General features: G+C 65.1%; 22 protein-coding genes and 2 pseudogenes. 11 read left to right on the plus strand and 13 right to left on the minus strand.

Features of this window, described 5'->3' with window-relative positions; all coding sequences use genetic code 11:
* Positions 1-3 precede the first annotated feature (3 nt).
* Both W823_RS32590 and W823_RS32595 read right to left on the minus strand, forming a co-directional pair.
* Positions 4-1,230: an acyl-CoA dehydrogenase family protein gene (locus tag W823_RS32590; RefSeq protein ID WP_031331144.1), complete on the minus strand. Its 1,227-nt coding sequence runs from the start codon at positions 1,228-1,230 to the stop codon at positions 4-6.
* A 120-nt stretch (positions 1,231-1,350) separates the two neighbouring features.
* Positions 1,351-1,995, minus strand: a complete 645-nt coding sequence (locus W823_RS32595; RefSeq protein ID WP_023954281.1) for a TetR/AcrR family transcriptional regulator — start codon at positions 1,993-1,995, stop codon at positions 1,351-1,353.
* Between the two features lie 165 nt (positions 1,996-2,160).
* On the opposite strand from W823_RS32595, the gene W823_RS58560 reads away from it, so the two are divergent.
* Both W823_RS58560 and W823_RS58565 read left to right on the plus strand, forming a co-directional pair.
* Entirely contained in the window at positions 2,161-2,730 is a 570-nt protein-coding gene (locus tag W823_RS58560) for an MFS transporter (RefSeq protein WP_235189339.1), read from the plus strand.
* Positions 2,730-3,419 carry an MFS transporter gene (locus tag W823_RS58565; RefSeq protein ID WP_235189341.1) on the plus strand — a complete coding sequence of 230 codons (690 nt, stop codon included), beginning with the start codon at positions 2,730-2,732 and terminating at the stop codon, positions 3,417-3,419. The genes W823_RS58560 and W823_RS58565 overlap by 1 nt, the downstream gene beginning before the upstream one ends.
* Here the strand turns inward: W823_RS58565 and W823_RS32605 are convergent.
* On the minus strand, positions 3,404-4,036 hold the full coding sequence (locus tag W823_RS32605) for a TetR/AcrR family transcriptional regulator (RefSeq protein WP_023954283.1): 633 nt from the start codon (positions 4,034-4,036) through the stop codon (positions 3,404-3,406). The two genes, W823_RS58565 and W823_RS32605, sit on opposite strands and share 16 nt — an antisense overlap.
* Before the next feature lie 154 nt (positions 4,037-4,190).
* Between W823_RS32605 and W823_RS32610 the strand changes: the two are divergent.
* Positions 4,191-5,032, plus strand: a pseudogene (locus W823_RS32610) (oxygenase MpaB family protein).
* Here W823_RS32610 and W823_RS32615 read toward each other — a convergent pair.
* Positions 5,029-6,342 (minus strand): alpha-hydroxy-acid oxidizing protein, encoded by a 1,314-nt coding sequence (locus tag W823_RS32615; protein WP_031331148.1) that lies wholly within the window; start codon positions 6,340-6,342, stop codon positions 5,029-5,031. The pseudogene W823_RS32610 and the gene W823_RS32615 sit on opposite strands and share 4 nt — an antisense overlap.
* A 132-nt stretch (positions 6,343-6,474) precedes the next feature.
* On the opposite strand from W823_RS32615, the gene W823_RS32620 reads away from it, so the two are divergent.
* Positions 6,475-7,494: an NADP-dependent oxidoreductase gene (locus tag W823_RS32620; protein ID WP_023954287.1), complete on the plus strand. Its 1,020-nt coding sequence runs from the start codon at positions 6,475-6,477 to the stop codon at positions 7,492-7,494.
* A 51-nt stretch (positions 7,495-7,545) separates the two neighbouring features.
* Positions 7,546-8,217 carry a DJ-1/PfpI family protein gene (locus W823_RS32625; RefSeq protein ID WP_023954289.1) on the plus strand — a complete coding sequence of 224 codons (672 nt, stop codon included), beginning with the start codon at positions 7,546-7,548 and terminating at the stop codon, positions 8,215-8,217.
* Between the two features lie 139 nt (positions 8,218-8,356).
* Here the strand turns inward: W823_RS32625 and W823_RS32630 are convergent, their stop codons facing one another.
* Positions 8,357-8,632: a hypothetical protein gene (locus W823_RS32630; protein WP_152537956.1), complete on the minus strand. Its 276-nt coding sequence runs from the start codon at positions 8,630-8,632 to the stop codon at positions 8,357-8,359.
* A gap of 229 nt (positions 8,633-8,861) precedes the next feature.
* On the opposite strand from W823_RS32630, the gene W823_RS32635 reads away from it, so the two are divergent.
* Positions 8,862-10,076 carry an HNH endonuclease gene (locus tag W823_RS32635; protein ID WP_031331149.1) on the plus strand — a complete coding sequence of 405 codons (1,215 nt, stop codon included), beginning with the start codon at positions 8,862-8,864 and terminating at the stop codon, positions 10,074-10,076.
* A gap of 163 nt (positions 10,077-10,239) precedes the next feature.
* Here the strand turns inward: W823_RS32635 and W823_RS32640 are convergent, their stop codons facing one another.
* Positions 10,240-11,085 (minus strand): MBL fold metallo-hydrolase, encoded by an 846-nt coding sequence (locus tag W823_RS32640; protein WP_023954295.1) that lies wholly within the window; start codon positions 11,083-11,085, stop codon positions 10,240-10,242.
* A 1-nt stretch (position 11,086) separates the two neighbouring features.
* Positions 11,087-12,118 (minus strand): crotonase/enoyl-CoA hydratase family protein, encoded by a 1,032-nt coding sequence (locus tag W823_RS32645; RefSeq protein WP_152537957.1) that lies wholly within the window; start codon positions 12,116-12,118, stop codon positions 11,087-11,089.
* Between the two features lie 269 nt (positions 12,119-12,387).
* Between W823_RS32645 and W823_RS32650 the strand changes: the two genes are divergently transcribed.
* The 4 genes from W823_RS32650 to W823_RS32665 are packed head-to-tail and all read left to right on the plus strand — an operon-like array spanning position 12,388 to position 13,948.
* Positions 12,388-12,744 carry a VOC family protein gene (locus tag W823_RS32650; protein WP_023954299.1) on the plus strand — a complete coding sequence of 119 codons (357 nt, stop codon included), beginning with the start codon at positions 12,388-12,390 and terminating at the stop codon, positions 12,742-12,744.
* A complete protein-coding gene (locus W823_RS32655; protein ID WP_023954301.1) occupies positions 12,741-13,094 on the plus strand; it encodes a metalloregulator ArsR/SmtB family transcription factor in 354 nt (117 codons plus the stop codon). The genes W823_RS32650 and W823_RS32655 overlap by 4 nt, the downstream gene beginning before the upstream one ends.
* Positions 13,084-13,617, plus strand: coding sequence for an SRPBCC domain-containing protein (locus tag W823_RS32660; protein ID WP_023954303.1), 534 nt, complete (start codon positions 13,084-13,086; stop codon positions 13,615-13,617). The genes W823_RS32655 and W823_RS32660 overlap by 11 nt, the downstream gene beginning before the upstream one ends.
* A 19-nt stretch (positions 13,618-13,636) precedes the next feature.
* Positions 13,637-13,948, plus strand: coding sequence for a YciI family protein (locus W823_RS32665; protein ID WP_023954305.1), 312 nt, complete (start codon positions 13,637-13,639; stop codon positions 13,946-13,948).
* Between the two features lie 12 nt (positions 13,949-13,960).
* Here the strand turns inward: W823_RS32665 and W823_RS32670 are convergent, their stop codons facing one another.
* The 4 genes from W823_RS32670 to W823_RS32685 all read right to left on the minus strand — a co-directional run bounded on the left by W823_RS32670 (position 13,961) and on the right by W823_RS32685 (position 18,313).
* Complete coding sequence (locus W823_RS32670; RefSeq protein ID WP_031331151.1) at positions 13,961-15,070, minus strand: NAD(P)-dependent alcohol dehydrogenase; 1,110 nt, start codon at positions 15,068-15,070, stop codon at positions 13,961-13,963.
* A gap of 99 nt (positions 15,071-15,169) precedes the next feature.
* The gene (locus W823_RS32675; RefSeq protein WP_369792561.1) at positions 15,170-16,969 is read right to left on the minus strand and encodes a cation:proton antiporter; all 1,800 of its coding nucleotides are present in this window, start codon (positions 16,967-16,969) and stop codon (positions 15,170-15,172) included.
* A 175-nt stretch (positions 16,970-17,144) separates the two neighbouring features.
* Positions 17,145-17,612 carry a DUF4334 domain-containing protein gene (locus W823_RS32680; protein ID WP_023954311.1) on the minus strand — a complete coding sequence of 156 codons (468 nt, stop codon included), beginning with the start codon at positions 17,610-17,612 and terminating at the stop codon, positions 17,145-17,147.
* 80 nt (positions 17,613-17,692) lie between these two features.
* On the minus strand, positions 17,693-18,313 hold the full coding sequence (locus W823_RS32685; RefSeq protein WP_031331154.1) for a LysE/ArgO family amino acid transporter: 621 nt from the start codon (positions 18,311-18,313) through the stop codon (positions 17,693-17,695).
* Between the two features lie 67 nt (positions 18,314-18,380).
* On the opposite strand from W823_RS32685, the gene W823_RS32690 reads away from it, so the two are divergent.
* Positions 18,381-19,289, plus strand: coding sequence for a LysR family transcriptional regulator ArgP (locus tag W823_RS32690; RefSeq protein WP_023954315.1), 909 nt, complete (start codon positions 18,381-18,383; stop codon positions 19,287-19,289).
* On the opposite strand, the gene W823_RS32695 is transcribed toward W823_RS32690, so the two are convergent.
* Positions 19,227-20,621 (minus strand): MFS transporter, encoded by a 1,395-nt coding sequence (locus tag W823_RS32695; RefSeq protein WP_023954317.1) that lies wholly within the window; start codon positions 20,619-20,621, stop codon positions 19,227-19,229. The two genes, W823_RS32690 and W823_RS32695, sit on opposite strands and share 63 nt — an antisense overlap.
* A gap of 143 nt (positions 20,622-20,764) precedes the next feature.
* Positions 20,765-21,789: pseudogene (locus W823_RS32700) on the minus strand (ferritin-like domain-containing protein).
* Between the last annotated feature and the right edge of the window lie 74 nt (positions 21,790-21,863).

Below are 21,863 nucleotides of genomic sequence, written 5' to 3' on the forward strand. Positions count from 1 at the left end.
CGGTCACGACGACGTTCCGTTCGCTGCGGCAGCGGCTGCCGCCTTCTTCGCCTTGCCCACGGCCCGTTTGGCCAGCGCCCAGCGATGGACCTCGGACGGGCCGTCGTAGATCTGGAACGGCCGCAGCTCACGCTGCAGACGGGCCAATGGCAGCTCGTCGGACACTCCTTGGCCGCCACACATCTGGATCGCGCGGTCGACGACCCTCGAAAATGCCTCGGCCGCAAATGTTTTTGCGATCGACGTCTCGTCGCCCGCATGTTGACCCTGGTCGAGCGCGTAGCAGGCCTTGACCAGCAACGCCCGCGCAGCAGCCAGATCGATCTCGTTGTCGGCCACCATCTGCTGGATCATGCCCAGATCGCCGAGCTTGCCGCCGAAGGCTTCCCGGCGGGCGACGTAGTCGAGTGCGACGTCCTGGGCACGGTTGGCGCTGCCCATCCATCGCATGACGTGGGTCATACGCGCTGGGCCGAGCCGCACCTGCGCATAGCGGTAACCCTCATCAACCTCGCCGAGCACGTCTTCGTCCGGAACGAACACGTCGCGGAATGCCACCTCGCAGTGGCCGCCGATCATCGCGCGGTCGATGGTGTTGATGTGGCGTCCCACCGTGATGCCGGGGGTGTCTGCCGGCGCGAGGAACATCGTCGCGCCGCCGCGGTCACCGGGGGACCCCGCAGTCCGCGCCATGATGATGAAGAATCCGGCACCGTCGGCGCCGGTGATGAACCACTTGTCGCCGTTGATCTTCCAGCCACCGTCGACCTTGGTGGCCGCAGTGCGCAGTGCTGCCGGGTCTGCACCGGCTCCCGGTGCGGGCTCGGTCATCGCGAAGGCCGACCGCACGTCACCGCGGGCGAGTGGAGCGAGGTACTTCTCTTTCTGGTCCGCGCCGGCGATGTGCGCGAGCATGTGCACGTTGCCCTCGTCGGGTGCCCCGATGTGCAGCGCGATCGGACCGAACACCGAGTACCCGGCGGCCTCGAAGACCGGGGCGCGATCGGACATGTTGAGGCCGAGGCCGCCGTATTCGACGGGCGCGTGCGGCGCGAGCACACCGGCGTCGCGCGCCTGGTCACGCAGTTCCAGTCGACGCTTGTCGCCGCCGGCGGCGGTGATGTCACCGGCGAACTCGTCCTCGATCGGCATCACGTGGTCGCGGACGAAGTCACGAGTTTTCGTGACCACGTCCTCGACGGCTGGATCGTAGGAAAGGCTGATCGCCATGTGCACCTCCTTGTGCGGCGCCGGCGAACCCGTGGTTGCGATCCCGACCGAGCGCTCGTTCGGTAATGGGCCCAGAATGTCACGCCCGGACTCGACGGTCAAGCCGGTCGACGTCACCCCTTACGGCTGATCCGGAAAGTACCCCACCATCCGTCTGGCGATCAGCAGATAACGGGCAACGAGTTCGTCGGGACCGAGACGGCCCTGTGGCCGGTACCAGGTGGACACCCCCACACACATGGTGGTGACCGCCCGTCCGGCGTCCTCTGGGTTGGGGCATCGGAAGTCACCCGACTCGACGCCGTCCATCACGAGCCTGTCGACCATCCGCTGCTGCCTATCGCGCAGTTGGATGTAATCGGTGCGAAACGACGGATCCAGGCTGCGGATCTCGGTGGAGCCCACAAACGCCTGGGCCCGCCGGTACATATGGAACCGCAGCAAGGACTCCACCACGGCGTCGTAGCGTTCGAGCGGCGTCGGACCGGCTTCGGCAAGCGCCGCCTCGGAACGGCCGAGCAGATCACTCATCGTGAGCTCGAGCAAACCCTTGAGAAGCGACTGCTTCGACGGATAGTGGTGATAGAGCCCCGGCACACTCAGGCCTGCGCGTGCGGCGATGTCGCGTACCGAGGTGCCGTGATATCCGTGTTCGGCAAAGGCCGACAGCGCTGCCGCGAGCGGCGCAGGCAGATCTTCCTGGCCGTATTCGCGCCAACTGTCGCCGCCGTGGTCTCTCGGCGTCGGCTCGGGCACGGTGTTCATGTCATCAACCTACTGTGCCGCTCGATCACGCTCACGCGAATACGGGTCGGTCGATGGGCGTTTCGCCTCGGAAAGCCTTCCGATGCCGCCGCGCAGCCTCCTGACCGACGTCGCCGCAGGGCTCCGATCACGCGTCACCGCGACGTATCCGGCAGGCTGGGGATCATGCGACCGACGCCAGGCCCACCCACCGATCCGTCGTCGACGAACCCGGCCTCACCGGGCGACCGGCAGGGGATCAGCAGGTCCCTCGTGGTGTTGTTCGCCATCACGTGCGGCGTCTCGGTGTCGTCGCTCTACGTCCTGCAACCGGTACTCGAGGAGATCCGCCAGGACTTCGATGTCTCCACGTCGACTGCCGCACTGGTGGTGACCGCCGCTCAACTCGGGTATGCGGCCGGGCTGCTGTTCTTGGTCCCGCTGGGCGATCTGCTGAACCGGAAGTTGTTGGCGCCCAGCATGATGGTCGCATCAGCAGTCGCCCTGTTGCTCTCGGGACTGGCTCCCGGTTTCGGGACCCTCTTCGTCGCATCGATCCTGGCCGGCGTGTGTGCGGCCACCGCCCAGATCGTGTTGCCGTGGTCCTCGTCCCTTGCGGTGCCGTCAGATCGGGGACGCGTGGTCGGCATGGTGATGAGCGGGCTGTTGCTGGGCATCCTATTGGCCCGCGTCGTCAGTGGCTCATCGCCGAAATCGGGGGCTGGCGATCGGTATTGTTCACGGGGTCGGCCTTGATGGTCGTGCTGGCCGTGGTGGTCTACGTCTCGGTGCCACCCGACGCGCCCCGTCCCCGGCAACCCTATGGCCAACTGCTGATCTCGGTGGCCCGGATCGTCCGTGCCGAGACGATGCTCCGGCAACGGATGCTGCTCGGGTTCATGACGATGTTCGGGTTCAGCGCCATGTGGACCTCGATCGCGTTCCTACTCTCCGGAAGTCGGGGCGAGCACTTCTCCTACTCGGAGGCTGCCATCGGCCTGTTCGGTCTTGCCGGGGTCGCCGGCGCTGCGGCGGCTCCGCTGTTCGGAAAGCTCGCCGACCGTGGGCATCTGCGGATGGCGACCACGGCCGCGTGGGTTGTCACCATCATCGGCTGGTTGTCGCTCGCGTGGCCCGGAACACCGTTGGCAGCGCTGGTGATCGGCCTCGTGGTGTTCGACTTCGGGGTTCAGGCTTCGCAGTTGGCGAATCAGTCCGCGATCTATTCGCTGGCGTCGGAGGAGCGCAGCCGCGTGACCACGGCGTACATGGTCACGTACTTCGCAGGCGCGGTCGCGGGTTCGGTCTCATCGGGCTACGCATACGGCGCCGGCGGCTGGATTGCCGTGTGCCTGAGCGGTATCGGTGTAGCTGTGGCCGGTCTGCTCGCGTGGCTGGTCTTCGACCGCTGGAACAAACGCCGCGCCGGTCAATCGGTGCGTTGAGCGTTCTCGGGCAGCAGTTCGTAGATCGCACCGAACATCATCGTCACGCACAGTTCGATCAATTCGTCGGTGGGGCAATCGATTCGGCCGTCGATCCACGCGTTGAGCACTTGCCCGAGCCCGCCGACGTAGAAGTGGGCTGCTCCTTGGGTGGTCGCGTCGTCGAATTGGGATCCCGAGGTCTGGATGGTCAGCGCCGCGAACATCATGGCGGCGTCCATCCGTTTGGTGGCCAGGGTTCCGCTGAGCAATGTTTGCGAGAACAGCACCCGGCCCCTGCGCCGATCGGTGTCGATGAGCCGAACGATGGCGCCCACCGCGGAACGGATCTGCTCGCGCGGAGACTGCCCGCCGGATGTCACCGCGGTCTGGGCGGCCTCGGCTATGTCGAAGACGACGGCGTCGTACGTGGTGCCCACCAACTGGTCCACGTCTTCGAAGCTCTCGTAGAAGTATCTCGCGGTCAGTCCGGCCTGCCGGCACACCCCGCGAACACTGATCGCCACCCCGTCGGCCGAGCCGAGGATCTCGAGCGCAGCTTCGATCAGCGCTGCCCGGCGACGTTTGACCCGGTCAGCTCCATTCTCGCCGCCATATGGGCGCAAAGGATCTGCCATGGACCTCATCCTTCCACCTTCGGTTAACGACGATTGACTTTCGGTCCGATCGCCGCTTCAATACGAAAGAGATAACGGTTGTTATCAGAAGCAACCTTGGAGGCCGACAATGACGTCTGGAACCGTTGACGGAACGGCTGCCCTGTCCATCGACATGCCGCAGCCCATCCGCACCCGAAATCGCGCAGAGACCGACAGCGCACCGGGCGACCTGCTGGATATGCCGGGCATCTCCGCACTCGCCGGGGCCGCCAACGTGATCATGCAACTTGCACTCCCTGCGGTCGGATACGGCGTCGCGGAGAGCAAGGTCGACACCGGCAACCTGTTCAAGCACCCCATTAAGCGGGGCCGCACCACGCTGTCGTACCTCGCGGTCGCGGTGAACGGCACCCCGGAAGACCGCAAGGCGTATCGCAAAGCCGTCGGCCACTCACACGCGCAGGTGCGGTCCACCGAGTCGAGCCCGGTCGAGTACAACGCCTTTGATCCCCGCCTGCAGTTGTGGGTTGCCGCCTGCCTGTACAAGGGCTGGGAAGACATGCAGATTCTCTACGGCGACCCATCGGCGATCACCGAAGAGGCATACCAGCAGGGCGCTCTCATGGGCACCACGCTGCAGATGCCACGCGAGATGTGGCCGGCCACACGCGCCGACTTCCAGGAGTACTGGGATGGCACTGTGGCGCAGCTCGAAATCGACGACACCATCCGGGGACTGCTGATCAGCATCGCGAAGTTCGAGTTCCTGCCCAAGCCGGTGTCCATGCTGATCGGCGACTTCGGCCTGTTCCTCACCGCCGGGTTCCTGCCACCCGAGTTCCGCGAGAAAATGGGCCTCGAGTGGACGCCGCGGCAACAACGACTCTTCGACCTGCACAATCGCATCGTCCGCTCCGTTGTGACGCGGCTACCCGAACCGATGCGCGCATTCCCGTTCAACGCCTACCTGTGGGACGTCCGACGCGGATCCGGACCGGCCGAAAACTCATCTAGTCGAGTCGTACCTTCTTCAACACCGCCGGCGACAAGTCGGCGGTGCTGGTGTTCCCGGACAGTCCCAGCGTCAGGTCGAGCTCGGCGATGATGTTGGCGACCACATCTCGCGCACCTGCCGATCCGGCCAGCGCGAGTCCGTACATGTGCGGTCGGCCGATACACACCGCGTCCGCACCCAGCGCCAACGCCTTGAAGACGTCCGCGCCGCCGCGGATGCCCGAATCCAGGAGCACCTTCGCCTTGCCGTCAACCGCGGCCACCACGTCAGTGAGTGCTTCGACCGAGCCGATGGATCCGTCTACCTGCCGGCCGCCATGGTTGGAGACCAGGATGCCGTCCACCCCGGCATCAACGGCCTGCCGTGCGTCGTCGGGGTGCAGGATCCCTTTCAGGACGATCGGCAGCGACGTCCGCTCGCGCAGCCCAGCGATGTCCGTCCAGTTGAGCGAGGGACGCGAGTAGGTCTCCAGGAAGGTCTGCACAGACTCCCTGGGCACAGGCGAGCGAAGGTTGGCCAGCACACTGCCGGGGGTGTTCTTCGCCATCGACACCAGGGACTTGATCGCGCCGACCGTCACCTGGGGCTTGGGACCGGGTACGGCCGCAGCGATACGAGCTCGCACCATGTCGATGAAGCGGGGATCGGAGGTGTACTGGTCGATGCCCAACCCTTGTGCGAACGGCAGCGACCCCAGGTTCAGGTCCTGCGGCCGCCATCCCAGCATGGTGGTGTCGAGCGTGACCACGATGGCCGCCGCACCGCATTTCTCGGCGCGCTGCAGGAAGCTGTCCACCAGTTGTTCGTCGCTCGACCAGTACAGCTGATACCAGCGGGGAGCCCCCGGCGACACCTCGTCCATCGCCGCGGCAGTGCTCTCCATCGGTGCGCTGGCCTGGCTGGAGAAGATGTACGGGACACCGAGTTCGGCGGCGGCCCGGCCGATGTGGACGTCGGCCTGCGGAAAGACCAGGCCGCCCGCACCCACCGGGGAGAACAGGATCGGTGCCGGCAACTGCTGTCCGAACAGCTCGGTGGACAGACTCCGCACCGAGACGTCGCGCAGCATCCTGGGGACGATCGCCCAGCTGTCGAGGGCGCGGCGGTTGGCCCGCATGGTGCTGCCTTCACCCGCTCCACCGGCGACATAGGCCCACGCCTTGGCGGACATCTTGCGCTCGGCAGCGCGTTCCAGGTCACCGAAATTGGTGGGTACCTTGGGCTTTCGACCGAAGACGCCGTCGGTGTAGATCTGGTTCTGTCGAGCCCGGCCGGAAAGATCCGACGCCGGTCGCTTGTTGCTGCTCATCGGCCCACCGTAGCGAACCAGATGAGCGACGATGGTGACTTGAGTTGCCTCACATTCGGCAGCCGACGGAACAGCACGGTCGCCCTCGGCTGTTGACGAGAGAGACCGCAACAATTCTCGACGAGGAGATACATGACCAACGGCACCCGCATCGTCCTGGCAGGACGCCCACACGGCGAACCCAAGGATTCCGAATTCCGATTCGAAGAGTTCGATCTCTCCGAACCGGGGCCGGGCGAGGTGGCGCTGGAAACCCTGTATCTGTCACTGGACCCCTACATGCGTGGCCGGATGAGTGCGGCCAAGTCGTACGCCGCACCGGTCGAGATCGGCGACACCATGGTGGGCGCCACGGTCTCACGCGTCCTCACCTCAACAGTCGACGACTTCGCGCCGGGTGACGTGGTGCTCGGGTACGCCGGCTGGCGCACCCACTCGATCGAGCAGGCGAAATACCTCCGCAAGCTTGATCCAAAGGCCATCTCACCATCCACCGCGCTCGGCGTTCTCGGTATGCCCGGGTTCACCGCATACGCAGGGCTGCTGACCATCGGAAAACCGCAGCCGGGCGAGACGGTGGTGGTGGCCGCAGCTGCCGGCCCGGTCGGGTCAGCGGTCGGGCAGATCGCCAAGCTCAAAGGCGCCCGCGCTGTCGGAATTGCCGGCGGACCGGAAAAGGTTGCCTACCTCAAGGACGAGCTCGGCTTCGACGCAGCCGTCGACCATCGTGCCGACGACTTCAAAGACCAGCTCGCGGCCGCGACCCCCGATGGCATCGACGTGTACTTCGAGAACGTGGGCGGCGCGGTCTTCAACGCGGTGTTGCCCCGGATGAACCTGTACGGACGCATTCCCGTGTGTGGCCTGGTTGCCAACTACAACCTGACGTCGGCCCCGGATGGCCCGGACCGGTCCGGTGCGTTGATGGGCGCCGTGCTCACCCAGAGCCTGACCATCCGCGGGTTCATCCAGACCGAGTTCGCAGCCGAGCAGATGCCTCGCTTCCTCGAGGAGGCCACACAGTGGGTGGCCGATGGGTCGCTGAAGTACCGCGAAGACATCACGGACGGCTTGGACAACGTGCCCGAGGCATTCCGCGGCCTGCTCAGTGGCCGCAACTTCGGCAAGGCGCTGGTGCGAGTCGCCGAGTGAGAGTGGGACTCGAACAGCCCCACCGGCCGTGACCCTGGTTTAGGGTCGGTCATGACCAGACTGCAGATCGTCGTGCTGCTCTTCCCGAACGTCACGCAACTGGACATGACCGGCCCCGCCCAGGTCTTCTCGCACTTCCCCGACACCGACGTTCACTTGGCGTGGCACAACCTCGAACCGGTGACCACCGATTGTGGTTGGAGCATCGTTCCGACCGTCACCCTTGACCAGGCGCCGCAGGCCGACCTGCTGTTCGTCCCCGGCGGGCGGGGAGCGTTCGAGTTGTTCGAAGATGTTGTTGCGCTTGACTTCCTACGCACACAGGCTACCGGCGCTCGATGGGTGACCTCGGTGTGCACCGGCTCGTTCACCCTCGCGGCGGCCGGCCTACTCTCGGGAAAGAAGGCGACAAGCCACTGGGCGTCGATGTCGATGCTCAGCGAGTTCGGATGCGAACCCGTCGGTGAGCGAGTTGTCCAGGACGGCAACGTGATCACCGGAGCCGGCGTCACCTCCGGAATGGACTTTGCCTTGACGGTCGCCGCAACCATCTTCGGCGAGGATGTGGCACGCCGCATCCAGCTGATGATCGAGTACGACCCGGCACCGCCTTTCGACGCGGGCTCGCCGAATACTGCGGACCCGGCTTTTGTCGACGACATGAAACACAAGATGCGGACCGAACGTCTGCCGTTGATCGCGAAGGTGCTTGGGCGCGCTTGAGGGGCCGCGACACCCGCTGCACTGTTCGTAGCGGTCGCGTATGGCACATGCGCGGAGATGCGGCTTCATCCCGTATTCAGTTGAGCAGGTGGGCATTGCGGCACCGGTGAACCTGTTGTCGAGTTTGAGACAAACCCCGTCAAAGGCGGGGAGGGTTCTGCACCAACTCAGCAAGCTCTCTGCGGATTCCCTCAGCTGAATCCCGACGAAACCGTCTCAACTGCATCGATACCACCGCATCGGCTCCGAGTGCAGTGACACCTAGAAGATCCATAAGCGCTGTGCGCATTGCCTCCTCGTCACCGCGCTGCATGCATACGTCCACGACGTCATGAGGTCGATCCAACGCTGCGGCGATCACGGTGAGCAACTCCACCCGCTGATCATGTTGGGAACGGGCATCGTCACTACTCATCGTCGCGACTGTACTCGGCCGAGTTGCAATGGTGCGGCCAGACGTAAGGCTTTTACCGCGGGAGGGTCATCCGAACAGACGACTATCGAATGTGTGTTCGAATAGCTATGCTGATAGCAAGCTGATCGTACGCAAGACCTGACTCTGAGATACGTGTGACTACGCCACCATTGTGATCGGCTGTCCCGATGTTGTTGCCCAATATTGTTGTCTCGGAGGGGGTCTGATGATGCGTGTTGTGGATTTGGTTGATGAGGTCATCGGTGTGGTGTTTCCTGATGATGCGGCCGGTGCGGTGGGTATGGTGAGGGATTTGATCACGTTGCGTAATGCCGCCGACTTCCAGTTGGCGGTGGGTGCAGCGCTCATCGACCGGATGGGGTGGGCCAAACGGTCCGGATCGACGACGTCGAAGTTGCTGCAGGAGAATGGTGCCGCCCCGGCGACGGCGGCGCGATGGTTACGTGTCGGGACCGGACTGGCAGGGTTGGATCGCACGGCCGGTTACGGTCGGGACGGGTTCTTGTCCGTTGAGCATGTTGATGCGTTGGTCACTGGTATGAACCACGTCAGCGGCCGTTCCGGTTCCGCGATGACCAAACAGTTCAGGTCTGACATCGAGCGAAAGCTTTTGGCTGCCGCGATCTCTGGTGCGCCACCGGCGGAGATCAGCAGGATTGCCCGGGCGATGGGTAATGAGGTCGCCGGAGAACAGGGTGGGGTGCCGGCCGCCGAAGACGCCTCGTTGAACAGCCTGGACTATGTGATCACCAGCGATGGCCGGTTGTCGGGCAGGTTTGATGTGGATGCGGTGATCGGGGAGAAGATGATGTCCGCGCTGGATGTGTGGTCCAGGCCGCGTCCCGAACCGGACGGGAGCGCCGATACCCGCACACCGGCGCAACGACGAGCTGATGCCCTGCACCAACTGCTTGATTGTGGCGGTGGTGGGCAGGGTTTCGTGTCGGCGCCGAGAACGGAAGTGGCGTTGACTGTTCCGGCTGATCATCCCGACCGGGCAGTGTTGCGGTGGATGGGTCCGGTCACCGAAGCGACCGCGGCAGCAGCTGCGTGTGATGCGGTGATCACCTCGATCACCCTGGACGGCCAGCAGGTACCGATCGATCTGAGCCCACCCAAGCGTTTGTTCACCGGGCCGGTGCGCAAAGCGATTCTGCTTCGCGATACCTGCTGCATCAAATGCGGGGCACCGGCGACCTGGTCGGACTGTCATCACATCGTCCACTGGGCTGACGGCGGACCCACCACCCTCGCGAATGGGTGCCTACTGTGCCGGACGTGCCACCGGGCCGTGCACCACACCGACTGGGACATCACCATGGGCGCCGACGGGCATCCCTGGCTCATCCCGCCCGCCGACATCGACCCCACCCGACAACCACTACCGGCCTACAACCGCCGAACCCTCACCCTCGCAGCCTGATTCACCGTTCACTGCAGCGTGCACCTTCGTTCACCTGCAACACGGAGAGCGACTTACAGACCGCTCCACCCGGCCTCACTCGGCACAGCCGAGAACGCGCAGGCACATTGACAACTCCATAGTGTGAGGGCTTCACCCTCAGGAACGTAGCGGGGCTCGGGTGTCACTCGCTCCTGTCGCGCAGCTCGTCGGTGACCCAGCCGACGTAGCGGTCGGCCGAAAATCGAACGATCGCAGGACCGTTCGACTCGATCACCTGTCCGTCGAACCCACCGTAGATCCGGTCGAACGACAACGCCATAACCGTCGCCTCGATCTTCCGGACCAGGCGTGGGGGCAGCGGGATCAGATTGGGGTAGCTACGCATGAACGAGACGCTGCGTCTGTCCGCGCCGACCATGAGGGTGTCACCGACGAAGATCGCCCCCCTGCCATTGCCGCCGTCCGGCCACAGCAGCACAGAGCTGCCAGGGAAGTGGCCGCCGCATTGCACCAGTTCGATCCCGCCGAACACTGGTTGACGCTGGGTCCAGAACCGTATGACGTCGTCGGGGCGGGTCAGTGAGGTCGCGTCGGCCTGGTTGAAATAGACAGGCACCGACTCGAACTCGTGGCTCAGTGAGACACTGGCTCCCACGAGGTGCGGGTGGCTGGACGCGATCGCCGAAATGCCGCCGTGGGACCTGATGAGCCGGACCAACGACTGATCGATGTACCCAGGCGGTTCCCACAGTAGGTTTCCAGCCGGCGTTCGGATCAGGAAGGTTCGTTGCCCGATACCCACTTGCGGATCGAGAGTGATGGCAAGCAGATCGGGCTCCACCTCACTGCAGTCGATGGTTCGCTCGTCGAGGTCGGTCGGCCGTGCCCACTGCTGACCGCCCGGCGGAACGAACTCACGTTCATCGGTACAGATCAGACACTCCGCAGGCGGATCAACAGCGGGCGCATACTCGTTGGCGCAGTTGACACAGAACCACGGGTCTCCGGATGTGCTGTGCGCAGACAAATCAGGAATCTCCGGGCTTATCGAACTGGGCGCGCTTGTAGTCGCCAAACGGCTCGTCGCGCTCGCGTACCGCCTCGCGGAACCCGACTGTTGCCGAACGCATCTGAAATGCGTAGCCCTCGCGAGTGTGTCGCGAGATGCCGTCGAAGACAGTGCTGACCATCGTCGAATTGGCAACGCCCTGCGACAGCAGGGAACTGTTCATCGCCAACTTGGCCATGATGAGCTGGTTGATCGGCATCCGCGAGATCCGTCTCAGCAGATCCTCGGTGCGCTCGTCGAGGCGGTCCGCCTCGGGCGCCTCGATAGCCAGCCCCCACTCCGCAGCCTGTTTTCCGCTGAGGCAGTCACCGGTGAACAAAAGCCGTTTGGCCCGTTGGTCTCCGAGTCGGTGCGCCCACATCCCCGCCGCGGGAATTCCCCAGACGCGGGTCGGTGGGTAGCCGATCTTGGTGTCGTCGGCGCAGATGATCTGGTCGGCGTACAGCGCTATGTCGGTTCCGCCGGCAACCGCAAATCCGTGGAGTTTTGCCACCGTCGGCTTGTTGGCATGCAGAAGACTGGCGAAACCCCGGTTGAATCGACTCATCATCGCGTAGTCGATCATCGGGTCCCATGTGCCATGAGGATTGTGGTTGCGCGCCTGCACAATCGGATCGAGTACGGTACCGGCAGCCGCGTCTGGACCGTCTGAAGGATTCCCGCCGTTCTCCGCGAAGATCGACAGGTCGTAACCACCACAGAAGCCCTTGCCACGTCCGGACACCACCATCACGTGCACTCGTGGGTCGAGATCGGCGCGCTCGACAGCAGCAGCCAATTCCACCGGAGTGTCGGCCGTGATGGCGTTACCCCGCTCGGGCCGGTTGAAGGTGATCCGCGCGATCCGGTCTGTGACCTCGTAGGTGAGGGTTCGATACTCGGCGTCGGGTTCGGCCCGCTCCCGTCCGGCGAACAGGGAATCCGCGCCCTCTGCAAGGCCTTCACGCCACGCGGCCGGCCGAGTTCCGGAGTGGTCATCATCAGCCATCAGCCTTCGCCTCCCTCGTGGGCACAGTCCACGTGCGTGGAACCACCGTCAGTATGGGCGATGGGCACTTACTGACGGCGCTCTTTTCCATACCGCGGCGAACGCCGCGTACAGCACGGACGCTCCAAAGATCGCCACCAGCGCTCGAATTGCGTTAGGAGGCGCGCTCAATCCGCAGGTCTCCTCTTGACGCAATTGAGATGAACCTTGCGCGCCGTGTCAGCACTCGCTAACGTTAGCGATAACCGACATAGCTGACAGTAGGAGTCACCATGGGAGCACCGGTCGCGTTCTTCGAGATCACATCGCACGACCCCACCCGCCTCACCGCGTTCTACCGTGAACTGTTCGACTGGACGATTGACGAGAGCCAGGGTCCCGGATACTCACTGGTCGACACCGGCGCAGGGGAAGAGGCGATCGGCGGCGGCATAGGCGCCGTCACCGACCCGACCGAGACCGGCGGCGTGAGCGTGTACATGCGGGTCGACGACCTGCAGGCATCGCTCGACCGGGCCGAAACCCTCGGCGGCAAAGCACTCGTACCTCCCACGGACCTACCGGACGGGTACGGCCGCTTCGCGATGTTCGCCGACCCCGACGGCAACACCATCGGGCTTTGGACATGACCGCAGAACAGCCCGGCGTCGACGAGGCCCTACGTGCGATGGCCGAGCCCCGCCGGCGCGCCATCCTGGAACTCGTTTCCGGTGAAGAGCTCGCGGCCGGCGAGATCGCGGCGCGCTTCGAGGTCAGCCGTACCGCGATCTCTCAGCACCTCACGGTGCTGAAAGACGCGGGGCTGCTCACCGAACGACGTGAAGGAACCCGGCGCATGTACCGCACCCGTCCCGAAGGCATCGACCAACTCCGAGACATGCTCGACGGCATGTGGGCGTCATCTCTCGACGTCGCGCGGCAACTGGTGGAAGCCGAGCGCGGACTGACCGATGGTGACGAGGTGAACCGTGCCGGCTGAACGCGAGACCAACCAGTCCACCCGGCCGGGTAGCGACTCGGTCCTCCCCCTGCGGCGCCCCCCGATCCGCCAATCCACTACCGTGCGCAGCGATCTCGACCACGTCTTCACCACCTTCGTCCGAACCATCGGGGTCTGGTGGCCCCTGCAGCCCATGTCGATCGGCGGCGACCGCGCCCGCAGCGTCACCATCGAGGAGCACACCGGCGGTCGCGTCTACGAGACATGGGACGACGGCACCACCGCCGACTGGGGTCAGCTCGAAGTGTGGGAACCGCCGAGCCGGTTTGTCATGTCGTGGCTCAACACCCCCGAGCCCACCGAAGTCGAGCTGGCGTTCAGCGCCCTCGGCCCCGCACTCACCAGAGTCTCCGTGGAACACCGCGGCTGGGAACGGCTCAGCGAAGAGCAACTCCGCGAAGATTGTGCTGCGCCAGGCGGTTACAGCTCGGGCGCATACTCCGGCGGTTGGGCCACCGCCCTCGCGGCCTCGGTCGCCGCTATCGAATCATCACTCACCTGAAACCTGGAAGGGCGTCGTCATGACCCACTTCGTGTACAAACTCGTTCCACCTCGACCCACTTTCGGTCCCGGCGACATGTCCGACGACGAGGTCGCGATCATGGGCCGGCACGGCGCCTACTGGTCGGAGCTGCTGTCCGACGGCACCGCCGTCATCTTCGGGCCCGTCGTCGACCCGGCAGGCAACTGGGGCCTGGGGGTGGTGCGCGCCGACTCCGAGGCCGAGGTGCGGGCGATCAGCGCCGCCGATCCCGCGATCACCTCAGGTCTTGCGCGCGTCGAGATACTGCCGATGCCCGTCGGTATCGGCCGCGATGACACGGCGGGTTGACCGGCGCCTGCATCACACCGTCAGGACCGGCTTCACATCCGAACCCGACCTCGCCGCCTGCCACGCGCTGTCGAAGTCGCCGAAAGCGTAAGGTGTGATGAGCTTTTCGAGTGGTAGGTCTCCGCGTGAGTACAGATCGACCAGTTCGGGAATGAAGGTCTGCGGCACGCTGTCGCCCTCGACGATGCCCCGGATCGACAACCCTCTTCCCATCACGAGTCCGACGGGGAGCTCAGCCATCGGAGCACCCAGGCCAACGATGCCCAACTGGCCTCGCGTACGCAGCGCTGACACGGCGTCCACGAGGACGGCGGGGATGGCGGTGGTGTCGAGGGCGTGGCCAACACCGCCGGCGGAGTGTTCCACCACCGCCTCCACCGCGGCGGATTCGGTGGGGTCGATGGCATGTGTGGCACCTAGATCCATTGCCAGTGAACGTCTCTCGGCAATCGGATCCACTGCGATGATCGTGCGGCAACCGGCTATCCTTGCCCCCATCACCGCAGACAGACCGACGGCACCTGCCCCGAACACCGCGATCGAGTCGCCGATGCCCGGTCGCAGGGCATTGAGCACCGCACCGACTCCGGTTTGCACACTGCATCCCAGCGGCGCTGCTGTGGCGGCATCGATCTGCTCGCCGATCGAGATCGTGTTCCGTTGTGTCGCAATCGCATACGTCGAGAAACTCGATTGGCCGAAGAACCCACCGACAACCGGGCCATTTGATCCGCTCGAGACCCCCGACCAGCTCAAGGCGCCGGACCCGTCCGCACGGTCACCGCGCATGTTCAAGGTGGTCGATCGGTCGCAGTAAGCAGGACGACCGGCCGCACATTGCGAACAGACTCCACAACTGTTGAAGGTCAGCACAACACGCTGCCCGACGGCGACAGTGGCACCCGGCCCCACCGCTTCGACCACGCCGCAGCCTTCGTGCCCGAACACGATCGGCATCCGCTTCGCCGGCCATCGGGCAGCAAGGGATATGTCGGTATGGCAGATACCGACAGCACTGATCTTGATCAGCACCTCGTCGCCAACCGGCTCACGGACCTCGATGTCGGCGAGCACCGGGGCACCGCCTGCCTCAGTGAGTACCGCAGCTCGACTCGCGACCATGTCCACCCTCCACTCGACCGATGAAACCGGATGGCACAACGCCCCACCGGCACCGCCATCTGACACTGACTGTAGTCACTTTCATCTGCGACCACCCGATCATTCGCGGGTGTCGCGGGGGCCGAACTCCTCTGGCACGCCGCCCCTCGATGCGGCGGGATCGTCGATGCCCGATTCGGCGGAACCGGGCTCGGCCACGCGTGCGCTGTCGGACTCGTCCTGATCGAGTGCGTCAAGCGCGGCCCGCAGCGCATCGCTTGTGGCACCCGCCGCCAATGCAAAGGGTTCGAGAACTACATCGGCACCGGCCGACCGCAGTTGTTCGGCATCATGGCGGGTGTGCGCGGTGACCACCGTGCGGCCAGCGTATTTCATCTGCCGAAGGTTGTGCAGCAGAGTCCTACTCGTGTCGATCACCGGGATGGTGCTGATGACGTACCGCGTCTGCGTGAGCGGCAACGACTCGAGGAAGTGGACGTCCTCGGCACTGCCGAAGACTGCCGGCTGTCCGCGGTTGTTGTGGTGCGCGACGCGCTGGGGATCGAAGTCGACCACGAGCACCTTGTGTCCCGACTCGCTCAGGTGCTCGGCGACGTGGGTACCGAACCGGCCCAGTCCGTAGACGATCGTGTCGATTTCGGGCGTGACGTCGGCTGCCTCGGGACGCAGCTTCTCGGTCCGTTCGAACACCGCAACCCAGCGCTCCAGGCGGTCGTAGATCGCACTCCAGTACAGGATCAGGTAGGTGGAACAGCCGATGGTGATGAGCCCGACGACCGTGATGAGACTGACTGTGGCGCCATCGATGTGGCCGAGACCGAACCCCAGAGCGGCGAGTATCAGTGAGAACTCGGAGATCTGCGCGAGGGTTGCACCGGTGGCGAATCCCACGCGCACCGGGTAGCGCATCACCGCCATGATCAACATGACGATGATCGGCTTGCCGATCAGGACGAATGCCGAGAACACCAGCGCTTCGACCACTTGCCCACCGGCATCTGCGAACTCGAGTCGTGCTCCGAGGTCGAGAAAGAAGAACAGCAGCAGAAAGTCCCGCAAACTGACCAGCCGTGCACCCATCGCGTCGCGATACGGCGTTGCGGCCAGGGAGATGCCCGCGATGAAGGCACCGACCTCGGAGCTGAAACCGAGCCACTCGGTCAGCGCTGCGACACCCACGGCGTAGGCGACCCCGAACAGCACCAGCAACTCTTGAGATCGCGCGATGTGGCCGAGCAACCACGGCAACACGTACCGCATCATGAGGCCGACGCCCACCAGGAGCGCAATGCCCTTGGCCACCACGAGCACCACACTGAGCCCGATGTTGGTGTCGCCACTGCCGTGCCCGACGGCGGTGAGCACGATCATCACCAGCACCACGACGATGTCCTGCACGATCAGGACACCGAGTGCGATCCGGCCGTGCAGCTGCTCGATCTCGTGTTTGTCCGAGAGCAGCTTCACCACGATGATCGTGGACGAGAACGTGAGCGCCACAGCCACATACAGCGCGGCGGTGGCGTCCATCCCGAACGCGATGGCACCGCCATATCCGATGACCGCTGTCAAGATCACCTGACCCAGCCCGGTGATCAGCGCGATCGGCCCGGTGTTGCGGATCAGGTGGAGGTCGAGCCGTAAGCCGACCAGGAAGAGCAGGACCGCGATGCCCAGCCGAGCCAGCAGCTCGATGGTTCCGTCGGCGACAACCCATCCCGTGCCCACCGGGCCGACGAGCACGCCGACGCCGATGAAAGCCACGATCATCGGCTGGCGCAACCGGGTGGCGACAAGCCCCACGATCGCGGCCATGAGCAACACCAGCGCGATCATCGAGAAGGGCTCGAGGCCGCTGTCGGCACCGAGATCAGCAGAGGTCGCCACCAGGCTGCTCACCAGCGCGCCGCCCGTGCGCCAGGCGCCCGCGCGTGGCCGTCACGTGCGTTGACGCAATCTGGCACGGTGCGGGGCATATCGGAATTGTCGCTGTCGGCGCGAGGTCCCACAAGGCCACAGCCCACGTGTCGGATCCGCCGGTCCGGCTCAGCTCTTCCGATTGATTACCCAGCGGTCATTCGCGTTCGAGGTAGAAGTAGAAGTGGCGGTCACGGACCAGCGACGTCTTGCCGTTCATGATGCCCATGACGTGGGTGTCGTCGACCTTCTTGAAGTGGTCGATGACGGGCTGGCCGTCGTAGACCATCGACGCGGTGGTCTCGCCGCGGAACTGCACATCCCACAGGCTGGCCTCGCCCTTGCCGAGTTCCTGATTCGAGTACAGGTTGCCGTCGTCGTCGCGGCACACCAGCGGTTTGACGTCGTAGATCGAGTTGAATGTCTTGCCGTGCCAGCGCGCCAGCTCGAGCTGACCGTCCATCTTGTGTCCGCTGGGAAGCTCGCCCCCGGACCAGGCACCGATCATGAAGTCGCGCCCGATCGGTTCCAACGCGGCCCACAGCTCGTCCAGATGGGCGGGTTCGCTCACCGCCTGGCTGTCCTTGAGCTCGAAGAACGTGGCCACGGCCTTGTCGTTGTCCATCCACACCTCACTGCTCGGGGATTCTGCGCACAAGAGTAGTCAGAAAGGGGCGGCCGACCAACCCGCTTGGTGGATCTGCTTCACAGCGCGCTCACGATGAGACCCACCGCGAGTGACCCCATGACCACGGCCACCAGCACGTCGAGCAGTCGCCACGCCCGGGGCTTGGCGAACAGTGGGGCCAGCTTTCCCGAGCCGAACCCCAGCGCGACGAACCACAGGAGAGACGCCGCGCAGGCACCGGCAGCGAACACCCATTTCGATTGCGGGCCATGGGTGTTGGCGATTGCGCCGAGGGTGATGACCGTATCGAGGTAGACATGGGGATTGAGCCAGGTCAACGCGACCGCTGTGCCGACGGCGGCCCATCTGCTCGTCGCGGCCACCGCGTTGCCTGCGTCGATCGCCGCCGGCCGCATCGCCCGGCGGGCAGCCAGTGCCGCCAGCACCAGGAGGTAGCCGGCACCGGCGAAGGTGGCCAGGTCGACCACCTGCGGGTGCGCGGTGACCACTGCGCCAAGACCGATGACGCCGGCGAGGATGAGGACGATGTCGGACGCGGTGCACACGGCGACGACCGGCAGGACGTGCTCGCGCCGAATACCTTGCCGCAGGACGAACACGTTCTGTGCACCGATGGCGATGATCAGACCCGCCCCGGTCAGGAGGCCGGCAACCGCCGGGAAGAAGTAGGACACCAGGCCACGCTAAGTCGCTCCGCCCGTTCAATCCAGCGAATGATTTTCATGGAGCATTAGACTGACTTAAGTGGACATCACCAGCGAAGGGCTGCGCACGCTCGCAGCTGTGGTCCAAGGGGGCACATTCGACGCTGCGGCCGACGCTCTGCACATCACACCGTCCGCGGTGAGCCAGCGGATGAAAGCCCTGGAGGCGTCGGTCGGGCGGGTCCTGGTGCAACGCACCAAACCGGCACGGGCCACCCCGGACGGTGAGGTTCTGCTGCGACTCGCGGCGCAGTGGGACCTTCTCCGGCGCGAAGCCGAGTCCGCTCTGCTCGGCCATCCCGAGGCGCTCGCGGCCGACCCCCGAGATGTCCCCCGCATGCATCTGCCGGTTGCCGCGAACGCGGACTCGATCTCGATCTGGCTGCTACCGGTGGTTGCCGAGATACAGCGGCGCCATCCCGTCGCGGTGGAGGTGCTCAGGGACGACGAGAGCCACTCCACCGGATTCCTGCGGTCGGGACAAGCGGTGGGGGCGGTGACCTCCGACCCCATCCCCGTGCGCGGCTGCGCCGCGATTGCTCTCGGCGCCATGCGTTATCTCCCGGTGGCCAGCACCGACTTCATCGACACATGGCTGCCAGACGGGCTGCGCGCAGCAGACCTGGCGCGTGCGCCGATGGTCGCGTTCGACCGCAAGGACACCATTCAGACGGACCTGCTCAACCGATTGACCCGGCGTCACGTCGACCCCCCGATCACCTACGTCCCCGCATCGGTGGAATACCACCGAGCCGTCGAACTCGGGGCCGGATGGGGAGCGGTCCCCGCAGCGCAGATCACCCCGGCGCTGGCGGCGGGAACGGTTCGCACACTGGGCAATCACCACGTCGACATCCAGTTGTACTGGCAGTACTGGAAACTGGAGTCACCGATCGTCAACGACCTCACCGAGCTCGTCGTGGCCGGCGCGAAGCAGTTCCTGATCTGACACGCCTGCCTTCACCTCCACTGCGGGGATTGCTTCGGCCGTGGTGAGCACCTCGACAGTCGCCGGCCCGTCGCGCAGCGGATGCGCGATCTCGTCGTGTTGCAGGCGGGCGACGAAGAACGCGACGGCGGCCACGGGAACGGGAGCGATGCCCGCGATGACAAAAGTGGTTGTCAGGCCGATCCATTCACTCACCGGTGCCGCGATCGCCATCGACACGGGCATCAGAGCGATGGACACGAAGAAGTCGAGACTCGAGACCCGTCCCAGCATGTGCGGCGGGACCCGGCGCTGTAGCAGGGTGCCCCAGATGACCATGGGTCCGTCGAACGCGAAACCGAGCACCAGGCCCGCAAGAACGAACACCCACACCTCGGTGGCCATGCCCATCACGACCAACGGCAACGACGACAGACCCCAGACCACGAACATCACCGTCAGATACCGGCGCGGCATCGGCATGGACGCCATCACCAGGGAGCCGACCGCTCCCCCGATTCCGAAGGCCGCCAACACCATTGCGTGTGAACCCGCATCGCCGCCGGCGCGTTCCTTGACCGCGAACGGCACCAGCACCTCCAGCGGCCCCATCACCATCAACACCATCAGCAAGGCGAACAGTAGCGTCGCCAAAAGCCAAGGGGTACGCCACATGTACACGAATCCCTCGGCGATGTCGGTGACCGTTCCGCGGACCAGTTCTGCGCGCGGCCTGGGCTCTTGCCTGGCCGGCGTCGGCCGCATCAGGAGGTAGAACACCGCCGACAATGCCGAGGCGACCGCGGACGCGGTGATCGCAAGGGCCGGCGACGACAGCGCGATCAGACCACCGGCAACTGCCGGGCCCGCTGTCTGAAAGATCGTGGGGCGCAACGTGCCCTCGATACCGTTGGCCGCCATGAGTTCCTCGCGCGGCACCAAAGACGGCAGCAATGCCGAATAGGTCGGGTAGTAGATGCCCGTCGTGATCCCGCCGATGAGCGAGACCAGCGGCAACTGCCACATCTGCAGCGTGCCGGTGAAGCCGAGTACGCCCACGAGGCCGATCACTATCAGTTTCACGACCTCGAGGGCGATCAGGATGGTGCGCTGCGACATCCGGTCGGCCAGCACTCCCCCGAGCAACGTCGAGGCCACCATGCCGACCGCAGCCACGGCGGTGACCAACGACAGCTGCCCTGGGCCGCCGCCGAGGTCGATGACCTGCCACACCACGCCTACAGTCCAGATCCCGTCGGCGAACATCGCCAGCACCAGGCCCATGCACAGCAACCGGTACTGCTGATGCCGAAACGGCTTCAGCGCACGGGGCAGCGACGTCGGCGTGGACACCGGTCAACTGTGCCCGATCCGGCGACGCACATGCCAGCCTATTTCCCGTCGGCATGCTCCGGGCACCTTGGGCACAAAAAGAACCCGCCACCACCGGGTCACGGTGGTGGCGGGCTTGTTCTCGGCGAGAACGTGAGGTCAGGTCACTTCACGCCGACGACTTCTTGCGCGATGGCCGCGATACGGGTCTGTGCTGCCGAGACCACTCCGTGGCGGTTCTTGTGCGCTTCCTCGTATGCGATCACCAGACGGACGTCCGACGGCTTCTCCAGCTCCTTGATCGCCGCGACAACCGAGCTCACGTTGAGCGACTCGTAGTCATCGATCGGGAGATCCGCGGGGTCGATGGTGCCGGTGCCTTCTCGGGCTGCGTGCAGACGGTCCGCGGCGTCGTTCGCGCCGTTGGCCCGAGCAGTCTGCTCTGCCGCTTCCAGAGCCGCGTCCCGGCTCGCGCTGGCGGTCTTCCGTGCGGTGTCTCCAGCGCGCGAGGTGCGGGCGAGTGCATCCTGCCCAGCCTTGGCGGCCCGACCCAGCGCGGCTTCGCCAGCCTCTTCGGTGCGGTCGAACAGTGCGCTGACCTGCGCCGGGGCGTTACGGATCGCGTCGACTGCGCGGTCGACGCGCGTGCGGTGAGCGTGGCCGGGATGCTGGCGGCACGAAGTGCAGCTCCGCTGGCGGCCTGCAACGGTCCACGACGCAGTGCAACCGGTCCGCCGATTGCTTCCTCGGCGAGCAGGGTGGTGAGCCAGACGACTGTCGACTCATGCGCGTTGATCAGCTGCTCGGACAGGGTGACCACGGTGGTCTCGTTCTCAGCTGTGGCCAGTGCCTTCACGTAGCGTGCCCGGTCGAGCAACTGGTGCTCGAGCGCAAGGTCGCCCAGCAGCGCCTCGTCGAGCGGCTGTGCCTGCTCGGCCAGGGCCTTCACGGACGCGGACAGACGGCCGGCGATGGGCCGGATGACGTCGGGCAGACCGCCCAGGTCGCGAATCGCCTCTTCGATGGCCTGTGCCCGGAGTCGGCCGTTCTCGGCGTTCTCGGTGAGCTCGCGACGAACTGCCTCGGTCCGTGCCTGCGCGGTACGCGTCTCGGCGATCTGGATCTCGGTGTTGGTCAGGGTCAAAAGGGTGCGCAACTGCTGGCGCAGCGTTGTCGATGTGGTGCTCATATCTCTCCTTCGGTTGGACTCTCTGGTCGATAGAGCTGTCGAAGAAAGGCGTACCCGTGAGGGTTGCAGGTAAA

The sequence above is a fragment of the Williamsia sp. D3 genome (genome assembly GCF_000506245.1).
Classification (GTDB): Bacteria; Actinomycetota; Actinomycetes; order Mycobacteriales; family Mycobacteriaceae; genus Williamsia; species Williamsia muralis.